This window comes from Rhizobium acidisoli (assembly GCF_002531755.2).
GTDB classification, from domain to species: domain Bacteria; phylum Pseudomonadota; class Alphaproteobacteria; order Rhizobiales; family Rhizobiaceae; genus Rhizobium; species Rhizobium acidisoli.
In genome coordinates this window covers 67,783-88,770 of sequence record NZ_CP034998.1, presented here as the reverse complement: position 1 = coordinate 88,770, position 20,988 = coordinate 67,783, and the positions used below count along the sequence as shown (strand labels likewise).

Annotated in this window: 25 protein-coding genes and 1 tRNA gene; 15 read left to right on the top strand and 11 right to left on the bottom strand. The window is 60.6% G+C overall.

Annotation, left to right across the window (positions count from 1 at the left end):
• Positions 1 to 81 precede the first annotated feature (81 nt).
• The 3 genes from CO657_RS00470 (at position 82) to CO657_RS00460 (ending at position 1,701) form a co-directional block, all read left to right on the top strand.
• Complete coding sequence (locus tag CO657_RS00470; protein WP_054182003.1) at positions 82 to 603, top strand: hypothetical protein; 522 nt, start codon at positions 82 to 84, stop codon at positions 601 to 603.
• Positions 604 to 733: 130 nt separating this feature from the next.
• Positions 734 to 979 carry a DUF982 domain-containing protein gene (locus CO657_RS00465; protein ID WP_003588894.1) on the top strand — a complete coding sequence of 82 codons (246 nt, stop codon included), beginning with the start codon at positions 734 to 736 and terminating at the stop codon, positions 977 to 979.
• A gap of 296 nt (positions 980 to 1,275) precedes the next feature.
• Positions 1,276 to 1,701: a hypothetical protein gene (locus CO657_RS00460; protein WP_054182004.1), complete on the top strand. Its 426-nt coding sequence runs from the start codon at positions 1,276 to 1,278 to the stop codon at positions 1,699 to 1,701.
• 56 nt (positions 1,702 to 1,757) lie between these two features.
• Here CO657_RS00460 and CO657_RS00455 read toward each other — a convergent pair whose 3' ends face one another.
• From CO657_RS00455 to CO657_RS00430, 6 genes are all read right to left on the bottom strand, one after another.
• Positions 1,758 to 2,414, bottom strand: a complete 657-nt coding sequence (locus tag CO657_RS00455) for a DNA methyltransferase (protein ID WP_054182005.1) — start codon at positions 2,412 to 2,414, stop codon at positions 1,758 to 1,760.
• 134 nt (positions 2,415 to 2,548) lie between these two features.
• Complete coding sequence (locus CO657_RS00450) at positions 2,549 to 2,836, bottom strand: type II toxin-antitoxin system RelE/ParE family toxin (protein WP_054182006.1); 288 nt, start codon at positions 2,834 to 2,836, stop codon at positions 2,549 to 2,551.
• Positions 2,837 to 2,843: 7 nt separating this feature from the next.
• Positions 2,844 to 3,080 (bottom strand): CopG family ribbon-helix-helix protein, encoded by a 237-nt coding sequence (locus CO657_RS00445; protein ID WP_003588902.1) that lies wholly within the window; start codon positions 3,078 to 3,080, stop codon positions 2,844 to 2,846.
• A gap of 173 nt (positions 3,081 to 3,253) precedes the next feature.
• Positions 3,254 to 3,330: transfer RNA gene (locus CO657_RS00440), tRNA-Arg, on the bottom strand.
• A 123-nt stretch (positions 3,331 to 3,453) separates the two neighbouring features.
• On the bottom strand, positions 3,454 to 4,986 hold the full coding sequence (locus CO657_RS00435) for an ATP-binding protein (protein WP_054182007.1): 1,533 nt from the start codon (positions 4,984 to 4,986) through the stop codon (positions 3,454 to 3,456).
• 338 nt (positions 4,987 to 5,324) lie between these two features.
• The gene (locus tag CO657_RS00430) at positions 5,325 to 7,322 is read right to left on the bottom strand and encodes a methyl-accepting chemotaxis protein (protein ID WP_003588906.1); all 1,998 of its coding nucleotides are present in this window, start codon (positions 7,320 to 7,322) and stop codon (positions 5,325 to 5,327) included.
• Between the two features lie 418 nt (positions 7,323 to 7,740).
• Between CO657_RS00430 and rpmH the strand changes: the two genes are divergently transcribed.
• From rpmH to yidC, 3 genes are read left to right on the top strand one after another with little or no spacing between them, the layout of a single operon-like run.
• Positions 7,741 to 7,875 carry a 50S ribosomal protein L34 gene (rpmH, locus tag CO657_RS00425; RefSeq protein WP_003570740.1) on the top strand — a complete coding sequence of 45 codons (135 nt, stop codon included), beginning with the start codon at positions 7,741 to 7,743 and terminating at the stop codon, positions 7,873 to 7,875.
• Between the two features lie 21 nt (positions 7,876 to 7,896).
• Positions 7,897 to 8,298 (top strand): ribonuclease P protein component, encoded by a 402-nt coding sequence (gene rnpA, locus CO657_RS00420; RefSeq protein ID WP_003588909.1) that lies wholly within the window; start codon positions 7,897 to 7,899, stop codon positions 8,296 to 8,298.
• Complete coding sequence (gene yidC, locus CO657_RS00415; protein WP_012556422.1) at positions 8,298 to 10,091, top strand: membrane protein insertase YidC; 1,794 nt, start codon at positions 8,298 to 8,300, stop codon at positions 10,089 to 10,091. The genes rnpA and yidC overlap by 1 nt, the downstream gene beginning before the upstream one ends.
• A gap of 103 nt (positions 10,092 to 10,194) precedes the next feature.
• Here yidC and CO657_RS00410 read toward each other — a convergent pair whose 3' ends face one another.
• On the bottom strand, positions 10,195 to 10,851 hold the full coding sequence (locus CO657_RS00410) for an O-methyltransferase (protein ID WP_054182008.1): 657 nt from the start codon (positions 10,849 to 10,851) through the stop codon (positions 10,195 to 10,197).
• A gap of 89 nt (positions 10,852 to 10,940) precedes the next feature.
• Here CO657_RS00410 and CO657_RS00405 point away from each other — a divergent pair, with 89 nt between their 5' ends.
• The 6 genes from CO657_RS00405 (at position 10,941) to CO657_RS00380 (ending at position 14,927) form a co-directional block, all read left to right on the top strand.
• Complete coding sequence (locus tag CO657_RS00405) at positions 10,941 to 11,570, top strand: TetR/AcrR family transcriptional regulator (RefSeq protein WP_054182009.1); 630 nt, start codon at positions 10,941 to 10,943, stop codon at positions 11,568 to 11,570.
• 115 nt (positions 11,571 to 11,685) lie between these two features.
• A complete protein-coding gene (gene yihA / locus CO657_RS00400) occupies positions 11,686 to 12,339 on the top strand; it encodes a ribosome biogenesis GTP-binding protein YihA/YsxC (RefSeq protein ID WP_003588913.1) in 654 nt (217 codons plus the stop codon).
• A 359-nt stretch (positions 12,340 to 12,698) separates the two neighbouring features.
• Positions 12,699 to 12,908: a cold-shock protein gene (locus CO657_RS00395; RefSeq protein WP_003588915.1), complete on the top strand. Its 210-nt coding sequence runs from the start codon at positions 12,699 to 12,701 to the stop codon at positions 12,906 to 12,908.
• A 132-nt stretch (positions 12,909 to 13,040) separates the two neighbouring features.
• Positions 13,041 to 13,265: a hypothetical protein gene (locus CO657_RS00390; RefSeq protein ID WP_054182010.1), complete on the top strand. Its 225-nt coding sequence runs from the start codon at positions 13,041 to 13,043 to the stop codon at positions 13,263 to 13,265.
• Between the two features lie 44 nt (positions 13,266 to 13,309).
• On the top strand, positions 13,310 to 13,585 hold the full coding sequence (locus tag CO657_RS00385; RefSeq protein ID WP_003588919.1) for a hypothetical protein: 276 nt from the start codon (positions 13,310 to 13,312) through the stop codon (positions 13,583 to 13,585).
• A gap of 265 nt (positions 13,586 to 13,850) precedes the next feature.
• Positions 13,851 to 14,927, top strand: coding sequence for a sensor histidine kinase (locus CO657_RS00380; RefSeq protein WP_054182011.1), 1,077 nt, complete (start codon positions 13,851 to 13,853; stop codon positions 14,925 to 14,927).
• Positions 14,928 to 15,024: 97 nt separating this feature from the next.
• Here the strand turns inward: CO657_RS00380 and CO657_RS00375 are convergent, their stop codons facing one another.
• The 3 genes from CO657_RS00375 to CO657_RS00365 form a co-directional block, all read right to left on the bottom strand.
• Entirely contained in the window at positions 15,025 to 15,579 is a 555-nt protein-coding gene (locus CO657_RS00375) for a fasciclin domain-containing protein (RefSeq protein ID WP_012556419.1), read from the bottom strand.
• Positions 15,580 to 15,720: 141 nt separating this feature from the next.
• Complete coding sequence (locus CO657_RS00370) at positions 15,721 to 16,440, bottom strand: anti-sigma factor (protein ID WP_012556418.1); 720 nt, start codon at positions 16,438 to 16,440, stop codon at positions 15,721 to 15,723.
• Positions 16,437 to 16,976, bottom strand: a complete 540-nt coding sequence (locus CO657_RS00365) for a sigma-70 family RNA polymerase sigma factor (RefSeq protein WP_012556417.1) — start codon at positions 16,974 to 16,976, stop codon at positions 16,437 to 16,439. Before CO657_RS00365 ends, CO657_RS00370 begins: the two co-directional genes overlap by 4 nt.
• A 143-nt stretch (positions 16,977 to 17,119) precedes the next feature.
• Here CO657_RS00365 and argB point away from each other — a divergent pair, with 143 nt between their 5' ends.
• Complete coding sequence (gene argB, locus CO657_RS00360; RefSeq protein WP_003570750.1) at positions 17,120 to 18,007, top strand: acetylglutamate kinase; 888 nt, start codon at positions 17,120 to 17,122, stop codon at positions 18,005 to 18,007.
• A gap of 175 nt (positions 18,008 to 18,182) precedes the next feature.
• On the opposite strand, the gene CO657_RS00355 is transcribed toward argB, so the two are convergent.
• Entirely contained in the window at positions 18,183 to 18,548 is a 366-nt protein-coding gene (locus CO657_RS00355) for a metalloregulator ArsR/SmtB family transcription factor (protein ID WP_012556416.1), read from the bottom strand.
• 171 nt (positions 18,549 to 18,719) lie between these two features.
• Between CO657_RS00355 and CO657_RS00350 the strand changes: the two genes are divergently transcribed.
• Both CO657_RS00350 and CO657_RS00345 read left to right on the top strand, forming a co-directional pair.
• Complete coding sequence (locus CO657_RS00350) at positions 18,720 to 19,682, top strand: acyl-CoA desaturase (protein ID WP_054182253.1); 963 nt, start codon at positions 18,720 to 18,722, stop codon at positions 19,680 to 19,682.
• Positions 19,683 to 19,789: 107 nt separating this feature from the next.
• Positions 19,790 to 20,938 (top strand): alpha-hydroxy acid oxidase, encoded by a 1,149-nt coding sequence (locus CO657_RS00345; protein WP_054182012.1) that lies wholly within the window; start codon positions 19,790 to 19,792, stop codon positions 20,936 to 20,938.
• Positions 20,939 to 20,988 lie beyond the last annotated feature (50 nt).

Here is a 20,988-nt window from a genome sequence, read left to right as displayed (position 1 = left end):
GTGGCAATGCCGTTCCGAATCCCCTAAGCATCCGGACTTAATCGAACGCGGCCCCGCTGCTGCCACTCTTGGGAATATTTCATGCATAACGCCAAATTCATTCGCACCGCTGCCTTCTCGCTATGCGTTGCTTTTCAGACATTTCAGGCCGAACAGGTCATGGCCGCTTCGGCCAATGACAAGTTCTTCGACGCGGCCCTGTGCAAACCACCCTATTCGATGACATCGGCAACGGAGATTTATGATGCCGCGGAAGCTCTGGCCAAGCCGGACACCTCGTCGCTCGGTGCGGCGATCTACAAGATCCCGAGCCAGATCGGCCGCGACGGCTTCAAGTCGACAGAGGTTTTCTTTGCCAGTAATGCGGTCGGAATTCTGGTCGAGGGCCAACGCGCTGACGATCTGGCGAAAAAATACCGGTTGAAGCCGGAGAGTTCGGACCTGCTTGGAACATCCACCAAGGGCTATTCGCGCGAGCTTGCCGCCGATCAGCAGCCCGAACCGGGACTTGCCGGCCCCGGAAAAGTCCGGATTGTCGCCCGCCAAGGGGACGCCTTGCCAGGCAAAACATTGCTGGCGTGCGAATTCACCCAGGATTTCTGAGAGGAGCCGCATAGGCCTGCAATCGGCTTTGCTGGAAAAAGCATCTCGTGCAAGCCGTCGCCTCGCCATGCGGGATAAACCGCCTTATGTGAGGAGGCGGCAGAGAAGATGCAGCGGAGGTCCTCAGACAATGCAAACCATTTGGAAGAAGCCGGTGACGTTAGCCCTTGAAGGCCCGGATCAATGGGTGGTGATCCAGACGACCCAGGCCGCAACATGGGCGCTGGTCGAAGACTGGCCGACCGAGGAGGGTCCGGCTCTCGATCGGGCGTGCGCGGTTTGCGCCGATGTCATGTCGGGCAAACGAAACCGGGAAGAAGCGCGGCAGGCCTTTATCGAAGCTGCAATCGAAGCCGGAATCCCAATCAAGGAGTAGCGCCAGGGCATTTGGACTCTGTTGGGCGTGACGCCTCCACCGAGAGGCACGAGCCGGCGGCTTTTTGGCATTGGTGCGGCTTTTGTCGTTCTCTCACGCGTGCGGTCGGAAAAACCGGCCCGAGCGTCCGCATCACCTATCGCCACAATATTCTTCGACATTCAACATTCCATGGTTGCAACGGCGAGCAATCCAGCGTAAGAACGTTTCATGAACTAGGAAAAAAATCTTAGGGCGTCTTTTGAGATCGCCTGATCCCATCAGGGACAGGCAATTGCACACGGTTGGAGGCCAGAATGCGAAAGTTCGGCGTGAGGGAGAAGGGCGCGATGATCTATGGCCAGCGGTTGCTGGCACTGGTTTCGATCCTGCTGGGAAGCACCGTCCAGACTTTTGCCTGCGATCAGCCGATCGTGATTTCCAACTGGTCGCTCTGTGCGACCGGCAATGTCAGCGCTGAGGGCGGCGCCGCTGATTGGAAAGTCGTTCCTGCATGGACTCGCCAGAAAGCCATAAGCGCGTATTTCGGAAACGAGCCGCGGCTCTTGGCAAACCACGGCCTTTGCAATGAAAAATTCCGGCGCGTGGTAACCTGCCTGCCGGGATGGGAAATGGGCGACCCGGATGAGTGCTCTTATCTGATCTGCAGTGGCTATTACTCATCCGCCTCTGGGAAGGAAGAAAGGGAAGCCTATGAAAGGGACTTCCCGGCCGAGCAATAGTTTTTCGCTTCGCTGCCTTGGGGGCACAGACTGTAGCGGCTATCGCGGCGAACTTTTCATCCGCTTGCATTCTTGAACACGAGGCACTGTGTGAATCGGTTGCCGTTGTCCACCGCTTCAGACCAATTCACCACAATTTCCCCTTCAAGCATCATGACCTCCGACAAAGCTCTTCCCAGATCCCAGACAAGGGGAGAGAATTGTTCGTTGGTCAGATTGTCGGCCTGAACGACAAGGTAAGCGTTCGTCTTCATGCGTTTGCAGATCCGGCCGTATATTTCCTGCATTCTTTTCAGATAGATGTCATAGCCGTCATAATCCGCATCGCCGTTGTAAAGCGGGTTCCATTTATGCCAATGAGGCATGTATGGCGGGGATGTGATGCAGAAATCCATCTCGGGAAAATCGAAGGCTGCCAGCTCTGCGCTATCACCGCAGACCAGATGATGCTTTGTCGTGATGCGTTGCTTGACCCATTCATATCTCTGCCGGTCGGCTTCTATCCCATAGGGGATTCTGCCCCTCTGCTCGCAGACAAAGAAAGTCGTCCCCAAGCCGACAAAGGGATCGAAGACGGCGTCTCCTGATTTTGTAAACCGATCAAGCAATGCCGACACCAAAGCGCCGGGAAACCTGATTTCATCCCCGTTCTGAAAATCCGGCAAGGGAAATTGATGTCGGTTGGAGACCGTCCATAATTCTGAAATTGCCACGGCAAACTTCCTCGCTTCGCATCAGCTTTTTCTTCCCGGACATAGCTCCTTCGAGGCACCAGGGAAGTACGATATCATTTGATGGCGGGGGTGAAGCGTCGAACGCTGATTTCGTCGGCGCATTGCCAGGACGATTAGACCTCGTCCGGCCACTCACGCGCGCCGTGCTGGACAAACAGAACTTCGATATGGTCGTCTCGAACGCGGTAAGCAACGATGTAAGGCGTTGCCGGAATGACAAGCTCGCGTGTTCCTCTGATTTCGCCGGCACGCCCTAAGAAGGGATTGGCGGATAAAAGCTTCTCCGTCTTTGAATGAATGCCATTGACGACGCGCGCTGCAGCGCGCGGGTTTCTCTCGCCGATGTAATCGTTGATGTCTGCAAGCTCTTTGAGACAGCGTTTCGTCCAGACAAGGCGCACGGGGCTGTTATGCCTGACTGTATTTGTTCAGTACGGCAGCAATTTCTTCATCCGTGGCGAAGTTGCCTCTGTCGGCGTCTTCGATCCCCGCCTGAACGCCCGCGATCCATTTTTCCTGCCACGCAAGAGAGCGACCATGGGAAAGCGCGTCTTCGATAATCTGGCTGCGTGTCAAGTTTGAACGCTCTGCCAGCATGTCGATGCGACGGCTAAGATCGTCGGAAATATCTACATTGTTCTTCATGTGTTCATTCTGCCATATCGCGGCGGTACCGCCAAGATTGGAAAATCGCCGCGCGATGCTGAAACTAACCTTCGCCGATAGGCTAAGGTATAAGCGGAATGAAGGATTTAGAACGGCGGATTTGAGCTTCCCGTTCAAGGCCTTAACATAGTCTTGCAATGAAAAAGAGGAAGTGGCGCACCCGAAGAGATTCGAACTCCTGACCCCCAGATTCGTAGTCTGGTGCTCTATCCAGCTGAGCTACGGGTGCGTGGCAGAAGCGGCGGTGCCGCTTGCGTGGGCGATCCTCTAAAGCGTCCTTCGGGACAATGCAAGAGCATTTCGGAAAAAATCGCGCGTTTCATAATTTGCGGCCGCGGCTTTCGGAAGCCCGTCACTTTTCGCTGTGCGTCCGGCTACGGTAATCCTCCAGCGAAACCGGGCGATCGGGGATCTCGATGCGGAACTGGGTTCCCACCGTCGGCTTTTCCACAAGCGCGATCGTGCCGCCATGGGCGAGCACCAGCTCGCGGGCGATCGTCAGGCCAAGGCCGGTGCCGCCGGAGCGGGCGGAGCCGCGAAAGGCAGCAAACAGGTTCTGGCGCGCCTTCAGCGGCATACCGGGGCCGGTATCATCCACGGTGATGCTGACGACACTGCCGACGCGCTGGGCGGCGACGGTGATGCGCCTGACCGTACCCGGGGCACCCTCGCCCGGCGCCGTCAGCGCCTGCAGCGCGTTGCGGCAGAGATTGTGGATGACCCGGAACAGTTGCTCACCATCGGCATCGACCTTGAGATCGGCGCCAATCTGCTCGGTGAATTCGATGCCGCTTTGCGGATCGATCGCCAGCATGTCCTTGACGTCCTGGGTGAGTTCCAAAAGCAGGACATGGCGGCGGCGCGGGGCCGATTCGCTCGCCTTGCCGTAGGACAGCACCTCGGTGGTATAACCGACGGCGCGGTCGATGGTGCGCAGCAGCTTCGGGGCGAAGCTCTTGACCATCGGATCATCGACATCGACCAGCCGGTCCGACATCAGCTGCGCCGAGGCCAGGATATTGCGCATGTCGTGATTGATCTTGGAGACGGCGAGGCCGAGAGCGGCGAGGTTCTTCTGCTGCTTCAGCGTCTTCTGCAGCTCCATCTGCATCGAGGTGAGATTGCGGCCGGCGACCGCCAGTTCGTCGCGGCCGCCGTCGCCGATATAAATGTGGGCGGGGTTCTCCGGATCGGAGGAGAATTGCTGCATGCTGCCGGTCAGCCGGCGGATCGGGCCGATCAGGATGCGGTTGATCGCAAAGAAGATCAGCGTCGCGGTGAACAGCGCGATCAGCACCGACAGCAGGAGAACGTTGCGGGAATAGGCAAACATCGCCGTGCGCAGCTGCTTGTCCTTCATCACCACCTCAACGCCGGTATTGGTGTCGCCGACGGGGCCGTAGACACGGATCATCCGGCTGCCGCCGAAGATCAAGGTGTCGAGCGCATCGCGCATCGCCGTTGCCGGCGGCACGTCGGTCAGATCATAGGCTTCATCGACCGAGGTCGGCATATCCGTCGTCGCCAAGAGCCGCGACGTGCCGTCCTTGCGCAGCACGATCGCCTTGGTGCCGGTCGCCTCCAGCGTCTCCTTCTGCAGCGCACGCGGCAGCTCGACCGGCTGCAGCCCATCGATGACGATGGCGGCGGCGGCGGCCGTGTTCAGCCTTTCCTCCAGCCAGCGGATGCGCATGCTGGCGACCGAGGGGATGAAGATCAGAATTTCGGCGAGCATGATAAAGAAAACAGTGAGCCAGAGCAGCTTGCCCGACAATCCGCCGAACATGCCGCCGAACATGCCAGCAGACGGGCACGGCGCCCTTGCGGTCTCGCCGGCTGCGGGAAGCTCCGCCGATGGATTGTCGCCCTGATCTTGTACCGGCATTTTCGTCTCGCCCGATCGGCAGCACTTCAGCCGCCCTCGAGTTCTATATTAGACCAAAAGCCTCCGCTTTCAAATCTTTGCGAGCAGCGTCATGTCGCCACAAGAAAACGCCGCCCGGAGGCGGCGTCGGGCTCATTGAATCACTCGGCCGTCCAGCTCGCGATGAGGGCTGCCCCTCACCCTAACCCTCTCCCCGTAAACGGGGCGAGGGGACGTGCCTAGCGCGACGTTGGCGAGGGACGGAGAGGTTGCGGCATATTCCCTTCTCCCCGCGCGCGGGGAGAAGGTGGCGGCAGCCGGATGAGGGGCTGCCGCGTAGATTATCCGATCGGTCGGGATCAGAACTCTTCCCAGCTCTGTTCGGCAGCGGCCGCGTTGCCGCCGAAGGCGCGGGCGACCTTGGCGATCGCCCGGCGGGCGGGCGAGGCGACCGGCCGTTGCGGCTCGTTGCGCACAAGCGCCACCGGTGCCGGCGCATCATCCGACAGCTTGAAGCGGGAGATGAGGCGGACCAGCCCGCCGGCTTCGGCCGAAAGCCTGTGCGTGGCGGCGGAGGTCTCTTCGACCATCGCGGCGTTCTGCTGGGTGACCTGGTCCATCTGGTTGACGGCGGTATTGACTTCCTTGAGGCCGGTCGACTGTTCGGTCGCAGCCGTGGCGATCGAATGGATATGATCGTTGATGGCAATGACGCGGGTGCCGATTTCAGCCAGAGCCTCGCCGGTCGCCTGGACGAGCTTGACGCCGACCTGCACCTCGTTGCCCGATTTGGTGATCAGCGCCTTGATGTCCTTGGCAGCCTTTGCCGAACGCTGGGCGAGCTCGCGCACTTCCTGTGCCACAACCGCAAAGCCCTTGCCGGCCTCGCCGGCGCGTGCCGCCTCGACGCCGGCGTTCAGCGCCAGCAGGTTGGTCTGGAAGGCGATCTCATCGATGACGTTGATGATCTGGCTGATTTCGCGCGATGCCTGCTCGATGCGGCCCATGGCCTCGACGGCATTGCCGACGACGACGCCTGATGCGCCTGACTTGTCCTTGGCTTCCGACACCATGATGGTGGCTTCATGCGCCCGCTCGGTGGAATTCTGAACGACGGCGGTGATCTGATCGAGTGCCGCCGAAGTCTGTTCGAGGGCGGCGGCCTGCTGCTCGGTGCGCTTCGACAGGTCGTCGCTGGCATTGCGCAGTTCGGCGGTGTTGCCGTTCATTGCTTCCGTCGTCTGGCGCACTTCGCGCATGGTCGCCTGCAGGGTGACGAAGGTGTTGTTGACGTTCTGCTGCAGCTCGGCGAAGGCGCCCTGGAAACTGCCGTTCATCGTCTGGGTGAGGTCGCCATCGGCAAGGCTTGCAATGACGCGGCGGGTCTCGCCGATGCCGGCATCGACGCTCGACAACAGCGTGTTGATGTTGCCGGCGAAGCGGTTGAGGTTCTCGTCCTCGTAGTCCTTGCTGATGCGATGGCCAAAGTCGCCGGCCGCAGCCGCAGCCACGACGACGGACATGCTCGACTGCAGGTCGTCGCTCTTGGCGCGCATCGCCGTCTCCTGGGCATTCAGGCGCTGGACGGCAAGGCCGTTGGCCTTGAAGACCGCAACGGCTGCGGCCATCTCGCCGATTTCATCCTGGCGCCCGGCAAAGGGGACCTCGGCTTCGAAATTGCCGCTGGCGACCTCGTTGATCGCCCGGGTGACGCGCTTGATCGGGCGGCTCAGATGGCTGGTGCCGATATAGAAGCCCATGCCGATGCCGACCGCGATGCCGATGCCGGTGATGCTGAGGACGAGCATCAGTACCCAGGTCCGGAAGCTTTCGATCTCGGTGTTGACGGTTTCGAGCGCTGCCTTGTCGGTGGCGACGACCGCGTCGATTTCGGCCTGGAACGCCTTGCGGTTGGCGCGGTTGGCGTCATTGTTGCCCTGGGCGCTGGCGGCCTCGGGGCCGACTTCGGTGCCGAGACGGGCAGTCTCCATACGGAAGGTGCGGAATTCCGCAGCGCGGGCGACGAGCTTGGCGAAATCGCCCTTCTCGTCTTCCGGAACCAGCGGCGCCCAGCCCGCGATGACCTTGTCGATCTCGTCGAGGCCGGCCAGCAGGCCCTTGGCGAAGTTCGGGGTGTCTTTAATCGTCTTGGCCGCATAGATGCCGCGCGCTTCCATGACCACCGCCGTGACGAAGCGGTTGAGGCGTTCGCCGGCATAGGCGCGGGCGGCAGCCTGCTCGTAAGCCGTCAGGTTGCGATTGTATTCGTGCATGGCCGAGAGCGCCGTTGCGCCGATCAAAAGCGCCACCGCGCCCATCACGCATACCAGCAGATTAATTTTGCCGCGGATCTTCAATGCACTGTCTCCTGAGCTACGCCACTGCCTGGAAAGCAAATTCCAGCCGATGATCGGAATATCGGCGAAATTTATTAAAGTTAGATTTCCAATATTTACGATTATGGCTGGAGAAATTATCCATGTGGACCAGAGGCCTGGACGCACAAAGCCCTGGAAACCGGGGCCATCGATCTGCCGCGCCGACAAATCACAACCACGCGGCGCAGATCGAGTTTATTAATACCGGAGTGCGAAAATACTTACCAAGCCGGCGCTTGCTGTGAAATTATCCGGTATAATTGACTTTCACCGGCTTCATCCCTATAAGCCGCCGCACGTCCGGTCACTCAGCCTTTTATGGCCCGCCCGTTCGAAAAATAACGCTCCTTGCATTATGCAAATTCAAGAAGGGCCGCACTCCGCGGTGTTTAAATAAATGAAGCGTACCTACCAACCATCCAAGCTTGTTCGCAAGCGTCGCCACGGCTTCCGTGCGCGCATGTCTACCAAGGGTGGCCGCAAGGTCATCGCCGGCCGCCGCGCGCAGGGCCGCAAGCGTCTTTCGGCTTAAGGCCGGGTTGCCCGAAAAGAGATGGCGGGCGAATTGACGACCAAAAAAGAAAAACACGCTGTCGGGCGGCTGAAAAGCCGCCCGCAGTTTCTTGCCGTGCGCGAGGGCGAAAAACGCCGCGGCGGCCTCTTCCTTCTCGAAGTCCTCGACCGGAAGGAACCCGACAGCCAAGCCCGCGTCGGATTTACAGTCACCAAAAAACATGGCAACGCAGTCGAACGCAACCGCATGCGCCGCCGCCTGAAAGAGGCGGTGCGGCTTCATGCGGGGTTTGCAATGCAGCCCGGACACGACTATGTGGTTGTCGCGCGCAGGGACGTGCTTGAGGCGTCCTTCAAAGAATTGGCCGCGGAACTGAAATTTCGCGTGGAAACCAGGCCGAAACCCCGGCGCTCCGGAGACGGACGCCCCAGGAACGTATGATGGAAAAAAACCGCAATTACTTCATTGCGATCGCTCTCTCGGTGCTGATCGTCCTCGGCTGGCAGTTTCTCTATATGAATCCGCGCATCGAGGCCCAGCGCAAGGCGCAGGAAGCCCAGAAGGCGCAGCAGAAGACCGAACAGGTGCAGCAGCCCGCAGCAAACGGCGCGGCGCCGGCCCCGACGAGTGGGACCGCCCCCTCCGGTCAGGCCGTCGCCACGGCGACGCTCGAACAGGCGCTGGCAAAGAACCCGCGCGTCGTCATCGATACGCCTGCGCTTTCCGGCTCGATCAACCTCGCCGGCGCCCGGCTCGACGACCTGAAACTCAAGGGCTATCACGAGACCGTCGACGACTCGAGCCCAACCATCACCCTGTTCAGCCCGGCGGAAACCAAGGACGGTTACTTCACCGAGCTCGGCTATATCGGCAGCGACGCCACGGGCAACGTTCCCGGCGCCTCGACGCTCTGGACGGCGCCCGAGGGCGCCAAGCTCACCGACAAGACGCCGGTGACGCTCTCCTATACCAATGACAAGGGCCTGACCTTTACGCGGACGATTTCCGTCGACGAACGCTACATGTTCACCGTCGCCGACAAGGTCGAAAATACCGGCCAGGCTCCGGTATCACTGTCTTCCTACGGCCGCGTGACGCGTTACAACAAGCCGACGACGCCCTCCGTCTACGTGCTGCATGAAGGCTTCATCGGCGTCATCGGCGATGACGGGCTCGTCGAAACCAAATATACCGCCGCCGAGAAAGAAGCCGTCATGCCGCCGAAATCCACCGGCGGCTGGCTTGGCATTACCGACAAATACTGGGCCGCGACGATCATTCCGCCGCAGACATCGGCCTATGAAGCACGCTTCTCGCATTTTGCCGATGGTCAGCCGCGCTATCAGGCCGACTACAAGGACGATGCCTTCACCGTTGCACCGGGCCAATCGATCGAGCTCAAGAACCTCGTCTTCGCCGGCGCCAAGGAAGTGCCCGTCATCGACGGCTACGAGACCAGCTATTCGATCCCGAAGTTCGACCGGCTGATCGACTGGGGCTGGTTCTATTTCATCACCAAGCCGATGTTCAAGCTGATGGACTTCTTCTATCGCTTCTTCGGCAATTTCGGCGTGGCGATCCTGTGCACCACCATCGTCGTCAAGGCGCTGTTCTTCCCGCTCGCCAGCAAGCAATATGCTTCGATGGCGAACATGAAGCGCATGCAGCCGAAGATGGAGGAGTTGAAGGCGAAATTCGCCGACGACCGCATGGGGCTGCAGCAGGCGACGATGCAGCTCTACAAGGAAGAGAAGATCAACCCGATCGCCGGCTGCTGGCCGGTGGCGCTGCAGATCCCGATCTTCTTCTCGCTCTACAAGGTGATCTACATCACCATCGAGATGCGGCACGCGCCGTTCTTCGGCTGGATCAAGGACCTTTCGGCCCCCGATCCGACGACGATCGTCAATCTGTTCGGCCTGCTGCCCTTCGAAGCGCCGACCATCCTGCATCTCGGCGTCTGGCCGCTGATCATGGGCGTCACCATGTTCCTGCAGATGCGCATGAACCCGACGCCGCCCGATCCGACGCAGGCGATGATCTTCACCTGGATGCCGCTGGTGTTCATGTTCATGCTGGCAAGCTTCCCGGCCGGCCTGGTCATCTACTGGGCCTGGAACAACACGCTCTCGGTGATCCAGCAGTCGGTGATCATGAAGCGCCAGGGCGTCAAGGTCGAACTCTTCGACAATCTGAAGGGCCTGTTCCGGCGAAAAACGGCGCCGTCGAAATGATGCAGCTGCCTATTGCAGCAGGTTAAAGTGCTACAGAAAAGCCCCGCTCCGGCGGGGCTTTTCTGTTCGTATCCGTGGACAACCGCCCTGCGCCGACGCGGCTTCAGGCGGCGCGCATGGAAAGTTCGATGTCTTCGGAAAACGGCGTCGACATGTAGCCGCGGCCAGGCGTACGCACGTGGCCGAGGTATTCCGGGCAGGCGTCCACATCGTCGGCGATGACAATCGCGCCCTGCCGGAGGCGGCCTTCCAGGATCTGCAAAATCTCCAAATAGAGCGACTTTGCGCCGTCCATCAGGACCAGATCGATGCTGCCGGGAAGATCGGCGCCAAGGGTTTCAAGCGCATCGCCCTGCCGAAACTCGACGAGATCGGCCAGTCCTGCCGCCGCAAGGTTCTGCCTCGCTCTGGCGACCTTGTCAGGCTCGAACTCGGTGGTGATCAGCCAGCCGCCGCCGTTATCGCGCAATGCGGCGGCGAGATAGAGCGTGGAAATGCCGAACGACGTGCCGAACTCGACGATCACTCGTGCTCCGCTGGCGCGTGCCAGCATATAGAGCAGCTCGCCGGTTTGGCGCGACACGGGCAGCCACAGGTCCTTTATCAGCCCGTAGAAACTGCGGTATTCCGTCTTGCTGTGGAAGAGGCGATCCCGCTCCTCCCGCGGCAATGCCGCCAGGCCGGGGCTCGTCGCCTTGTCGGCCTCTTCGAACAAATGCTCGAGCAGCGGCGCGAGCGGTGCGGTCGTTAACGTGGTCATGGCAAATCCTTTGTCGAGAGAGTTGTTGTGCCGATCGGGAAAATACGATTAATTCGTCGCATTCGCTAATCGCATCCGGGAACCTGGAAATGGCCGATCGCCCAAGCTCCGGAATATCCTCACGAAAGCACCCCAAGCAGGCGCGGTCGAACGAACTCGTTTCGGCTATTCTGCAGGCCGCTGTTCAGGTTTTGGGACAGCAAGGCGCGCACCGCTTCACCACTGCCCGCGTGGCTGAGAAAGCAGGCGTCAGCGTTGGGTCGCTCTACCAATATTTTCCGAACAAGGCGGCGATCCTGTTTCGGCTGCAGAGCGACGAGTGGCGCGAGACCACCGGTCTTCTCAGCGAGATCCTCAACGACCGGTCGGAGCCGCCGCTTCGCCGGGTGCGCCGATTGGTCCAGGCTTTTATTCGATCGGAGTGCGAAGAAGCCGCCGTCCGTGTGGCGCTCGGCGATGCCGCTCCCCTTTACAGGGATGCGCCGGAAGCCCGGGAGGCGCGACAGGCGGGCGATCCCGTGATCGAGGCGTTCCTGAAGGAGGTGCTTCCCGCCCTCCCCGAGACAGCCCGTGCGCTCGCCGGCGACGTGATGATGACCACCCTGACGACCGTCGGAAAGGATTTCTCCGAAAGGCCGCGGAAGAGTAAAGACGTGGAAGCCTATTCGGAGGCAATGGCCGATATGCTTTGCGCCTACCTTGTCAGCCTGGGTGCGTGATGAGATGTAAGACCGTCGGCTGGCAATAGGCTGCAAACCGCCTCAAAGCTTGACATCTCCCTTCAAAACCACGAAGCCCGGTGAAGAGACAGAACCCGGAGATTGCAGAGCCCGCATGCCCGAAACCGAAAAGCCGCTCTTCGGCCACCCATGGATCTTCATCCGCGGCGTACCCTCGCTCAACTTCCTGCCGCCGGAAGGGCCGCTTGAGGTGGCCTTTGCCGGCCGTTCCAATGTCGGCAAGTCGTCGCTGATCAATGCGCTTGTCGGCCAGAAGGGGCTGGCGCGCACCTCGAACACGCCGGGGCGCACCCAGGAGCTCAATTATTTCGTTCCGGACGGTTATTCCGGCGAAAGCGGCGACATGCCGCCGATGGCGATCGTCGACATGCCCGGCTATGGTTATGCGCAGGCGCCGAAGGAGCAGGTCGACAAGTGGACCAAGCTGGTTTTCGACTATCTGCGCGGCCGCGCGACGCTGAAGCGCGTCTATGTGCTGATCGACAGCCGCCACGGCATCAAGAAGAACGACGACGACGTGCTCGACCTGCTCGACAAGGCGGCCGTCTCCTATCAGATCGTGCTGACCAAGACCGACAAGATCAAGGCGCCGGCCGTGCCGAAGCTGCTTGCCGAGACCGCGGAAAAGATCCGCAAGCGCCCGGCCGCCTATCCCGGCGTGCTGTCCACCTCGTCGGAAAAGGGTGACGGGCTGGACGATCTGCGCCAGGCGATCGGCGAAACCGTGGGCGTCGCCCGCTGGAAATAAAGGGGCGCCGGCTGGCCCAGCGCTTGCCGACGGCTGCGGGATGTCCGGCGACGCGGGAGTCCCGCCCGTTCGGAAGCGCCCTCTTGCAGTTTCGGATCCGCGGTTTTTCGCTCGGCAGAGTCCGATTTGGTGCAAAGGTCGCCTGAGCATCCAAAGGTTGAATCTAGTGGCGATGAAAAACTAACGGTTGACGACGCGCGTTCGTTACATTACATGACGACTATCGAATTTTGCTTGCTGGCTTGGTTATCGCGCGATTGGCACCGCGGCCTGAACGAACTTCCTTTCAAAAATCGCTATCACCATCCGTATCGCCCTTGGCGCTGCGGTTCTTCAATATTGCTATGAAAGGGTTCATCATGACCACTGGCACCGTTAAATGGTTCAACTCCACCAAGGGCTTCGGCTTCATTCAGCCTGACAACGGCGGCGCTGACGCCTTCGTTCACATCTCCGCCGTCGAGCGCGCCGGAATGCGCGAACTCGTCGAAGGCCAGAAGATCGGTTTCGATCTCGAGCGTGACAACAAGTCGGGCAAGATGTCCGCTTGCAATCTCCAAAACGCTTAAATCGATATCTGCTTTCCTTTGACCACGGATGTACTGGCACTGCCGGAAGCACGTTATCCATTCAAGGCCAGGCGATCTGCCTGGCCTTTTTGTTTTCGCTCGCCCTCACGAGCCCTCAGTATCGGATCAACCATGACAGAGACATTCAGCAAATCCCGCCAGCGGGCGGAGATTGCCTTCGGCAATGTCCAGAGCCAGTTCTTCGCAAAAAACAAGGCGGTCGAGGAGCTCGAATCCGACGTCCAATCGCAACAGGCAAAGACCTTGCGGCTTCGCGAGGCGCGGCTTTCCAGGGAACGCAGCGACCGGGCCTCAGCAACGGCCGTCCTTGTTGCAAGGCGCGCCCGGGCCGGCTGACCCCACACCGTGCCGACCGTGAACTCATCCTAAAGGAAGCTTGAATGGCAGACGAAATCAAGGAAATCCAGTCGATCAATACGGCCTGGCAGATCGCCATTCAGGAGATTCTCCGCATGGTTATCAGGGACATGTATCACGGTGGCGGCGAGGCTTCGTTCAAGACGCACATCAAGCGTATCGAAGAGGCAGCCGTGGACAGCATTTACACGGACTTGCGGCTGCGCGGCACGGATGAATGGACAGAGGTCTTGGTCAAGGAACGGGCGAGCAATTTCGTGACGACGCTGCTGACCTCGTTTACCTATGACCGGGCATAACCCTGCCGGGTTTGGCCCGAAGGGTTCGGATCTTGATTATCGTCGCATAAAGCGCGTCGCATCGAACTTGATCCACGCGACGCGCTTTAGCTCTTTGTCTTGATGCATGTCGTTCGCGGAACCGCTGCACACTTCCGGGCGACATGCATTGGTGAAATTGCTTGGGTAAGCGGACCGGCGGTGATTGCACTTGCGTCCCCGGAGTTTTTAAAGCAACCCTCCATCCCAGGCGGTGCAAGAGCAGTCCGCGTGCGCGAGTAATGAGATGACCGATAGCAAAGACCAGCCGCTGTCGCCGGAAGGCGTCGGCAACCTGCCCCACCTGGCCGAAGCCCTTGATGACCATCGGTTTCGACACTTTCTCGATCACGTCCCCTTTGCCGTGGCTGTCTCCGAGCTCGGCGACAACGAAGCGCTGATCTACGTCAATCTCGAATTCGAACGGCTGACGGCGCTGAGCGCAAAGCAGGTCGAGGGAAAGACCTGGTCCGAGCTCGAATTGAATTCCACCGCTATTTCGGGAGGCGCGACGCTCACCGCCGCCGTGACCTCTGCCGAGGAGTATATTGGCGCATTCTCGCTGGTGGCCGAACCCGAAAGCACTGCCATAATCGATGTCTGGTCGAATACCATCGTCAACGATGATGACACCCCGCTGTTCCGATTGGTGGCCTTTGCGGCGCGCAATGAGGCGGCGGCTGACCAAAGCTTCGGCGAACTGCTGACGGAGAAGGATGTCCTTCTGCGCGAACTTCAGCATCGCGTGAAAAACAATCTCCAGATGATCACGGCGCTGATCCGGATGGAGGCGCGCAATGCGCAACAGAGCGAGGAAAGCGAAAGGTTTGCACGGCTTGCCGGGCGAATTGAGGCCCTGGCGCTGTTGTATCGCTCGCTATCGGACGAAGAGAAGGGCGCCACAGTCGATCTTGGAACCTATGTGAGCCAGATTGCCGCCTCGGTCATGGCGGCTCATGCCGTGGAAGGGATCCGGCTGGACATGAAGGTCGACACCTGGCCGGTTTCGGTCGATGTGGCCATGCCCGCCGGGTTGGTCATCAACGAACTGCTGACCAATACGCTCAAACATGCCTTCGTGGGGCGTGATGGCGGAGAAATCACGCTGCGCTGTGTCGTCAGCGATGCCGGGTGCAGGATCACCGTCGCCGATAACGGGGTCGGCCTTCCACAAGATGTGACTTGGCCGCACCCGGGCAAACTCAGCGCGATGATCGTACAGTCGCTGAAACAGAACGCTCGCGCCAAGGTCGAAGTCACCTCGTCCCCCGACGCCGGCGTGAGCGTCTCGCTCGTTTTCCCAATAGCCGAAGCGGCCCGATAGCTCATCGCGGGAAAACTGGTCGGAAGTCGCAATAAGTCATCCGTCTGTATCCGGGGCGCCCCGAAGAGCGCCCCGGGCCCTGCCAAGATGGGCGGGCTTACATCTTCGGCAGCAGCACCTTGTCGACGACGTGAATGACGCCGTTCGACTGTTTGACGTCGGCGATCGTCACATGCGAGACGCCGCCGTTTTCGTCGGTCAGGGTGATCTTGCCCATGCTTTCCTTGGCTTTCAGCACGCATCCGCCGACGGTCTTGATGTCGTGCTCGCCGCCATCATCCTTGATCATCTTGGCAACGGTCTTGGCCATCGCATCGGCGGCAACGACATGACAGGTCAGAACCTTGGTGAGCGTCGACTTGTTTTCCGGCTTCAGCAGCGTCTCGACGGTGCCCTTCGGCAGGGCGGCGAAGGCTTCGTTGGTCGGCGCAAAGACGGTGAAGGGCCCCTTGCCCTCGAGGGTGCTGACCAGGCCGGCCGCCTTGACGGCTGCGACCAGCGTCGTGTGATCCTTGGAATTTACGGCGTTTTCGATGATGTTCTTGGTGGCGAACATCGGCGCACCGCCGACCTCCGGGTTCTTGGCGGCGGCAAAGGCGACAGCGGACAGGGCGGTGGCGAGCGCAAAACCGCGCAATACGGACTTGATCATGATTTTCTCCTCACCGGACACCATCCGCGGGCTTTATGCCTGAGCGTCGTCCGGACATTTCGAACTACGGCGGCTTACGCCAAAGAGTTTCAGCGAGGTGAAAATGATTTTATGGCCGGCGCGATTACGGCCGGCGCCCGATCATGGCCGGCGCAAGGCGCCGCTTGCGATCACCGGACCGGTCGCCTGGCCGGTCGGCGAGCCGCCGAAAGGTTCGAGGCTGACGGCAAGCGTCGCACCATCGGCGAGATTGCTGCGCAGATCGGCGGGAATGACGAGTTCGCCGCTCTCACCCGGCTGGAAGACGCCGAGCGATTTCGGCAGGCCGCTGCCGGGCACCAGCCAGAGTTCCAGCGACTTCTCCTCCGGCTTGCCGGCGGCGACCGGCACGATCTTCAGCCGGCCGCTCTGCAGCTCGTAGGAGGCAAGAAGATTGATGGCGCTGTTCTGGCCGGCAAGCGAGGCCACCAGCGGTGTCGGTCCCTGCGGCTCAGGCACCACGCCCGAGGCGAAGATCACGGCGCTGACAGCGACGACGACGCAGGCAAAGCTCAGCGAGCGCCAGAAGACCGCCGAATTCCAGAGGCCTTGCGAAAAGGATGCAGGTTTTTCAGCATCGCCGAATAGCCGCGCCTCGATCTGCTTGAAGGTTTCCCGGTTCGGCGAGGCGGTTTCATACTCGTCATTGAAGGCGGAAAGGTTGGTTTCCCAGCGGCTGACGATCGCGGCAAAGGGCCGATCGTGGCGCATGCGCTCTTCCACCACCCGCCGGTCCTGCAGCGACAGGACGCCAAGCACATATTCGCCGGCGAGAACCTCGTCGCGGGAGCGGTCTCCCTTGCTTTTGTCGGGCGATGTCATCGTTCCATGCACTCTCTCAGTTTCAACAGGCTGCGCCTGAGCCAGGTCCGCATCGTGTTCAGCGGGACACCAAACTGATCGGCCAGTTCCTGATAGCTCAGCCCTTCGACATAAGCCCGTTTCACCGCGACCGCACGATCAGCTTCCAACTCTTCCATGCAGGTGTCAATCCGCCTTCCTTCATCCTTCGTCACCGTCTGCATTTCCGGGTCGGGCGCGGCGTCGGCAAGATCATAGGCACTGTCGATTTCGTCGGCGACCGGCTTGCGCGACCGCAACGCGTCGATCGACCGGTTACGGGCGATCGCCGACAACCAGGCCGAGGACGAACCCGTGGCTGACTGGTAGCTTCCGGCCCTCTGCCAGATGCTGATATAGACTTCCTGCAGGGCTTCTTCGGCTTCCGTGCGATCCTTCAAGATACGCAGGCAGATGGCAAAAAGTTTCGGCCCGGTCTGATTGTAAAGGGCCACAAAGGCCCTGCGGTCGCGGAGCGCGACGCGGCCGATCAGGTCTGCAATCTCATCGCCTTGCATGCCGTTCCTCATCTCATGCTTGGGTGCGCCGGACGCTAAAGGCCACCGGCTCCGCGCCAGATACGAAAAACTATTGCCCTCTGGATTATTCCCTCTGTCGGAAACTTGCGATAAAAGGCCGCGAACAATTCCGCGGGGTCCCCATGAACGAGTCCGAAAGCGAACTGCAGGCACGGCTTCTGGCCAAGGCGCTGCCCTTCATGCAGCGTTATGAAAACAAGACGATCGTCGTGAAATATGGCGGCCACGCCATGGGCAATCCCGAGCTCGGCAAGGCCTTTGCCAGCGACATCGCCCTCCTGAAGCAATCGGGCGTCAACCCGATCGTCGTCCACGGCGGCGGCCCGCAGATCGGCGCCATGCTGAACAAGATGGGCATCGAATCGAAATTCGAGGGTGGGCTGCGCGTCACCGACCAGAAGACGGTCGAGATCGTCGAGATGGTGCTGGCCGGCTCGATCAACAAAGAAATCGTCGCGCTGATCAACCAGACCGGCGAATGGGCGATCGGCCTTTGCGGCAAGGACGGCAACATGGTCTTCGCCGAGAAGGCGCGCAAGACCGTCAAGGATCCGGATTCCAACATCGAGCGCGTGCTCGATCTCGGCTTCGTCGGCGAAGTGGTCGAGGTCGACCGCACGCTGCTCGATCTGCTCGCCCGCTCGGAGATGATCCCGGTGATCGCCCCGGTCGCACCCGGCCGCGACGGCGCCACCTACAATATCAACGCCGACACGTTCGCCGGCGCCATTGCCGGCGCGCTGAACGCCACTCGGCTGCTGTTCCTGACCGATGTGGCCGGCGTGCTCGACAAGAACGGCCAGCTGATCAAGGAGCTCTCCGTTGCCGAAGCCCATGCGCTGATCGCCGACGGCACGATCTCGGGCGGTATGATCCCGAAGGTCGAGACCTGCATCGATGCGATCAAGGCCGGCGTCCAGGGCGTCGTTATCCTGAACGGCAAGACCGCCCACTCCGTCCTGCTCGAAATCTTCACCGAGCACGGCATCGGAACGCTGATCGTTCCCTGATCGAGGCTGCGCCCTTCATCAAAATGAAGGGCGCGTCTCCCTCCTCCTGCTCTTGACGTCCTGTTTCAGCTTTTCCATCGGGAAGAGCAGCCAGTAGCGCCCGTGCGTCAGAGGCGCCTGCCCGACCTCTTCCATGTTCCTCGCGATCACGCCAGCACGGGATCGGCCCCGATGCTCAAGGCAATTCTTTGGCGCGGATGCGCGCCTGGCTTTCCTTCTTGATCGGCCGGCCGACCGGGCAGACCTCCTGGACGAAGCCGTTGAGCGTATTGACGAGATTGTTCTCGATGAGGGAATAGTGGACGAACTGGCCCTGTTTCTCCCGTTTAATCAGTCCGGCCGTTTCGAGGATGGAAAGATGCTGGGAAACCGCCGGTTTGGACATGCTGAAGCGGTCAGCAATCTCGCCGGCGGTCAGGCCGGATGCCGAGAGATAGGCAAGGATCTTCCGCCGCGGCGCACTGGAAAGCGCGTGGAACACCCGCTGGGCGGCGCCGACAGAGCTGCCTTCTGAAATATCGTCGAAAGTCTCATCTTCCAAAGCCGGTCTCCGTGCCTGCGGCAATCATCGCGTCGATTCCGCCGATCAATTAAGCAATTAATGTATTGCTTAATCGTTTTCATTGGCGCAAAGTAATTAGATAATTGCTTAATTAATGAATTGGCGGGCGATGTTCAAGTGGGAATGCGCCCGATGGAGAAGGAGTTTGCCATGAGCAGTATTTCCACCGGACGCATGATCGACGATAGCAGCGATCCCGTGAAGGGCAGAGTGGTCTGGATGCCGGCAAAGTCGGTCTGGATCTCTGCAATGACCATGACCGCCATAATCGGCGGGCCACTAACCTTCACCTGGAGCGCCTTTGCCGTCTTCATCCTCCTGACCGCCATGACCATCTGCCTTGGTCATTCGGTCGGCATGCACCGGCTGTTGATCCACCGTTCCTTCAGCACCCCTCTCTGGATCGAGCACTTTCTCGTCTATCTCGGCACGCTGGTCGGCATGGCCGGCCCCTTCGGCATGATCTACGCGCACGATATTCGCGACTGGGCGCAACGGCAGAGAGACTGCCATGACCTCTATGCCCATCGGCGGTCTTTCTTCACCGACGCCTTCTGGCAGATGCATTGCGCAGTGGCGCTTAATCATCCGCCACGCTTCGTCCTCGATGAGCGCGAGCGGCGCGACCGCTTTTATCGCTTCCTGGAGGCGACATGGATGGCGCAGCAGATCCCCTTGGCACTCGCGCTCCTGGCGCTTGGCGGACTGCCGTGGGTGGTCTGGGGTATTGCCGTGCGGGTATCGGTATCGCTGACCGGACACTGGCTGGTCGGTCATTTCGCGCACCGGGCCGGCCATCAGGGCTGGAGCGTCGATGATGTCGCGGTGCAGGGTTATAACCTGCCGCATTTCGGGCTGGTCACCTTCGGGGAGAGCTTCCACGGCAACCATCACGCCTTTCCGGAATCGGCGCGGCTCGGCATCGAGCCGGGGCAGTTGGACCTCGGCTGGCATTTCATCCGAGTGCTGTCGCGGCTCGGCCTGGCTTCGGCGATCAAGCTCCCGCATATGATCGTGCCGCGGCAAGGGCTGAAGCGCGTCAACGCCGCTGAAGCTTCTGGTGGCAGTCATCCGCCATATCAGGCGGCCGGCCAGGCGAAATCGCGCCCGTGAATGCGATATCTCCTCACAAGGGGCCGGAAATCGCCCGATCTAGACTTGGCAAGATTTCGAATCGTGCTTTAGGTTGCGGCCCGAAACCAAACGGGTCGAGCAAAAAGATGCGCCTTACAGATTGCTATAATTTTCATGATTTCCGGCGCATGGCCAAACAGCGGCTTCCCGGGCCGATCTTCGATTATATCGACGGCGCTGCCGATGACGAGGTGACCTATCGGCGCAATACGGCCGCCTTCGAGGCCTGCGATCTGGTCCCCGACGTTCTGAGGGGTGTGGCTGAGGTCGACATGTCGGTGACGGTGATGGGGCAGAAGCTGGCGATGCCGGTCTATTGCTCGCCGACGGCGCTGCAGCGGCTTTTCCACCACCAGGGCGAGCGGGCGGTCGCGGCGGCGGCGGGAAAATACGGCACGATGTTCGGCGTCTCCTCGCTCGGCACGATCAGCCTGGAGGAAGCCCGCCAGATCAGCGCCGGGCCGCAGGTCTATCAGTTCTATTTCCACAAGGACCGCGGCCTCAACCACGAGATGATGGCGCGGGCGAAGAATGCCGGCGTGCAGGCGATGATGCTGACGGTCGACAGCATTACCGGCGGCAACCGCGAGCGCGACAAGCGCACCGGTTTTGCCATTCCCTTCAAGCTCAACCTCGCCGGCATGATGCAGTTTGCGATCAAGCCGTCCTGGGCGATCGACTGGATGACGCATGAGGCGTTCCGGCTGCCGCAGCTCGAAAACCACGTGAAGATGGACGGCGGCGCCCTGTCGATCAGCCGCTACTTCACCGAAATGCTCGACCCTTCGATGTCGTGGAACGACGTGGCTGACATGGTGCAGGCCTGGGGCGGGCAATTCTGCCTGAAGGGCATCATGTCGGTCGAAGACGCCAAGCGCGCTGTCGAGATCGGCTGCACCGGCATCGTGCTTTCCAACCATGGCGGCCGCCAGCTCGACGGTTCGCGCAGCGCCTTCGACCAGCTTGCCGAAATCGTCGATGCGGTCGGCGACCGGATCGACGTGATGATGGATGGCGGCGTGCAGCGAGGCACCCATGTTCTGAAAGCGCTGTCGCTGGGGGCGAAGGCCGTCGGGCTCGGCCGCTACTATCTCTTCCCGCTTGCCGCCGCCGGACGGCCGGGCGTCGAACGGGCGCTGGAGACGATCCGCACCGAGATCGAACGGGACATGAAGCTGATGGGCTGCACCTCGGTCGATCAGCTGACACGGCGCAATCTGCGCTTCCGTTCCTGAGCGGAACAGGATATCATTTAAGGGCCGCAGCCTTGCATCCGGCTGCGGCC

Bases quoted from the DNA above. Each gene is read 5' to 3' on its own strand.
- CO657_RS00375 (WP_012556419.1), bottom strand. From the start codon at position 15,579: ATGATCAAGTCCGTATTGCGCGGTTTTGCGCTCGCCACCGCCCTGTCC.
- CO657_RS00370 (WP_012556418.1), bottom strand. From the start codon at position 16,440: ATGACATCGCCCGACAAAAGCAAGGGAGACCGCTCCCGCGACGAGGTT.
- yidC (WP_012556422.1), top strand. From the start codon at position 8,298: ATGGAAAAAAACCGCAATTACTTCATTGCGATCGCTCTCTCGGTGCTG.
- CO657_RS00460 (WP_054182004.1), top strand. From the start codon at position 1,276: ATGCGAAAGTTCGGCGTGAGGGAGAAGGGCGCGATGATCTATGGCCAG.
- argB (WP_003570750.1), top strand. From the start codon at position 17,120: ATGAACGAGTCCGAAAGCGAACTGCAGGCACGGCTTCTGGCCAAGGCG.
- CO657_RS00380 (WP_054182011.1), top strand. From the start codon at position 13,851: ATGACCGATAGCAAAGACCAGCCGCTGTCGCCGGAAGGCGTCGGCAAC.
- CO657_RS00405 (WP_054182009.1), top strand. From the start codon at position 10,941: ATGGCCGATCGCCCAAGCTCCGGAATATCCTCACGAAAGCACCCCAAG.
- yihA (WP_003588913.1), top strand. From the start codon at position 11,686: ATGCCCGAAACCGAAAAGCCGCTCTTCGGCCACCCATGGATCTTCATC.
- CO657_RS00365 (WP_012556417.1), bottom strand. From the start codon at position 16,976: ATGCAAGGCGATGAGATTGCAGACCTGATCGGCCGCGTCGCGCTCCGC.
- CO657_RS00465 (WP_003588894.1), top strand. From the start codon at position 734: ATGCAAACCATTTGGAAGAAGCCGGTGACGTTAGCCCTTGAAGGCCCG.
- CO657_RS00435 (WP_054182007.1), bottom strand. From the start codon at position 4,986: ATGCCGGTACAAGATCAGGGCGACAATCCATCGGCGGAGCTTCCCGCA.
- CO657_RS00410 (WP_054182008.1), bottom strand. From the start codon at position 10,851: ATGACCACGTTAACGACCGCACCGCTCGCGCCGCTGCTCGAGCATTTG.
- CO657_RS00345 (WP_054182012.1), top strand. From the start codon at position 19,790: ATGCGCCTTACAGATTGCTATAATTTTCATGATTTCCGGCGCATGGCC.
- CO657_RS00470 (WP_054182003.1), top strand. From the start codon at position 82: ATGCATAACGCCAAATTCATTCGCACCGCTGCCTTCTCGCTATGCGTT.
- rpmH (WP_003570740.1), top strand. From the start codon at position 7,741: ATGAAGCGTACCTACCAACCATCCAAGCTTGTTCGCAAGCGTCGCCAC.
- CO657_RS00350 (WP_054182253.1), top strand. From the start codon at position 18,720: ATGAGCAGTATTTCCACCGGACGCATGATCGACGATAGCAGCGATCCC.
- CO657_RS00390 (WP_054182010.1), top strand. From the start codon at position 13,041: ATGACAGAGACATTCAGCAAATCCCGCCAGCGGGCGGAGATTGCCTTC.
- CO657_RS00395 (WP_003588915.1), top strand. From the start codon at position 12,699: ATGACCACTGGCACCGTTAAATGGTTCAACTCCACCAAGGGCTTCGGC.
- CO657_RS00445 (WP_003588902.1), bottom strand. From the start codon at position 3,080: ATGAAGAACAATGTAGATATTTCCGACGATCTTAGCCGTCGCATCGAC.
- rnpA (WP_003588909.1), top strand. From the start codon at position 7,897: ATGGCGGGCGAATTGACGACCAAAAAAGAAAAACACGCTGTCGGGCGG.
- CO657_RS00385 (WP_003588919.1), top strand. From the start codon at position 13,310: ATGGCAGACGAAATCAAGGAAATCCAGTCGATCAATACGGCCTGGCAG.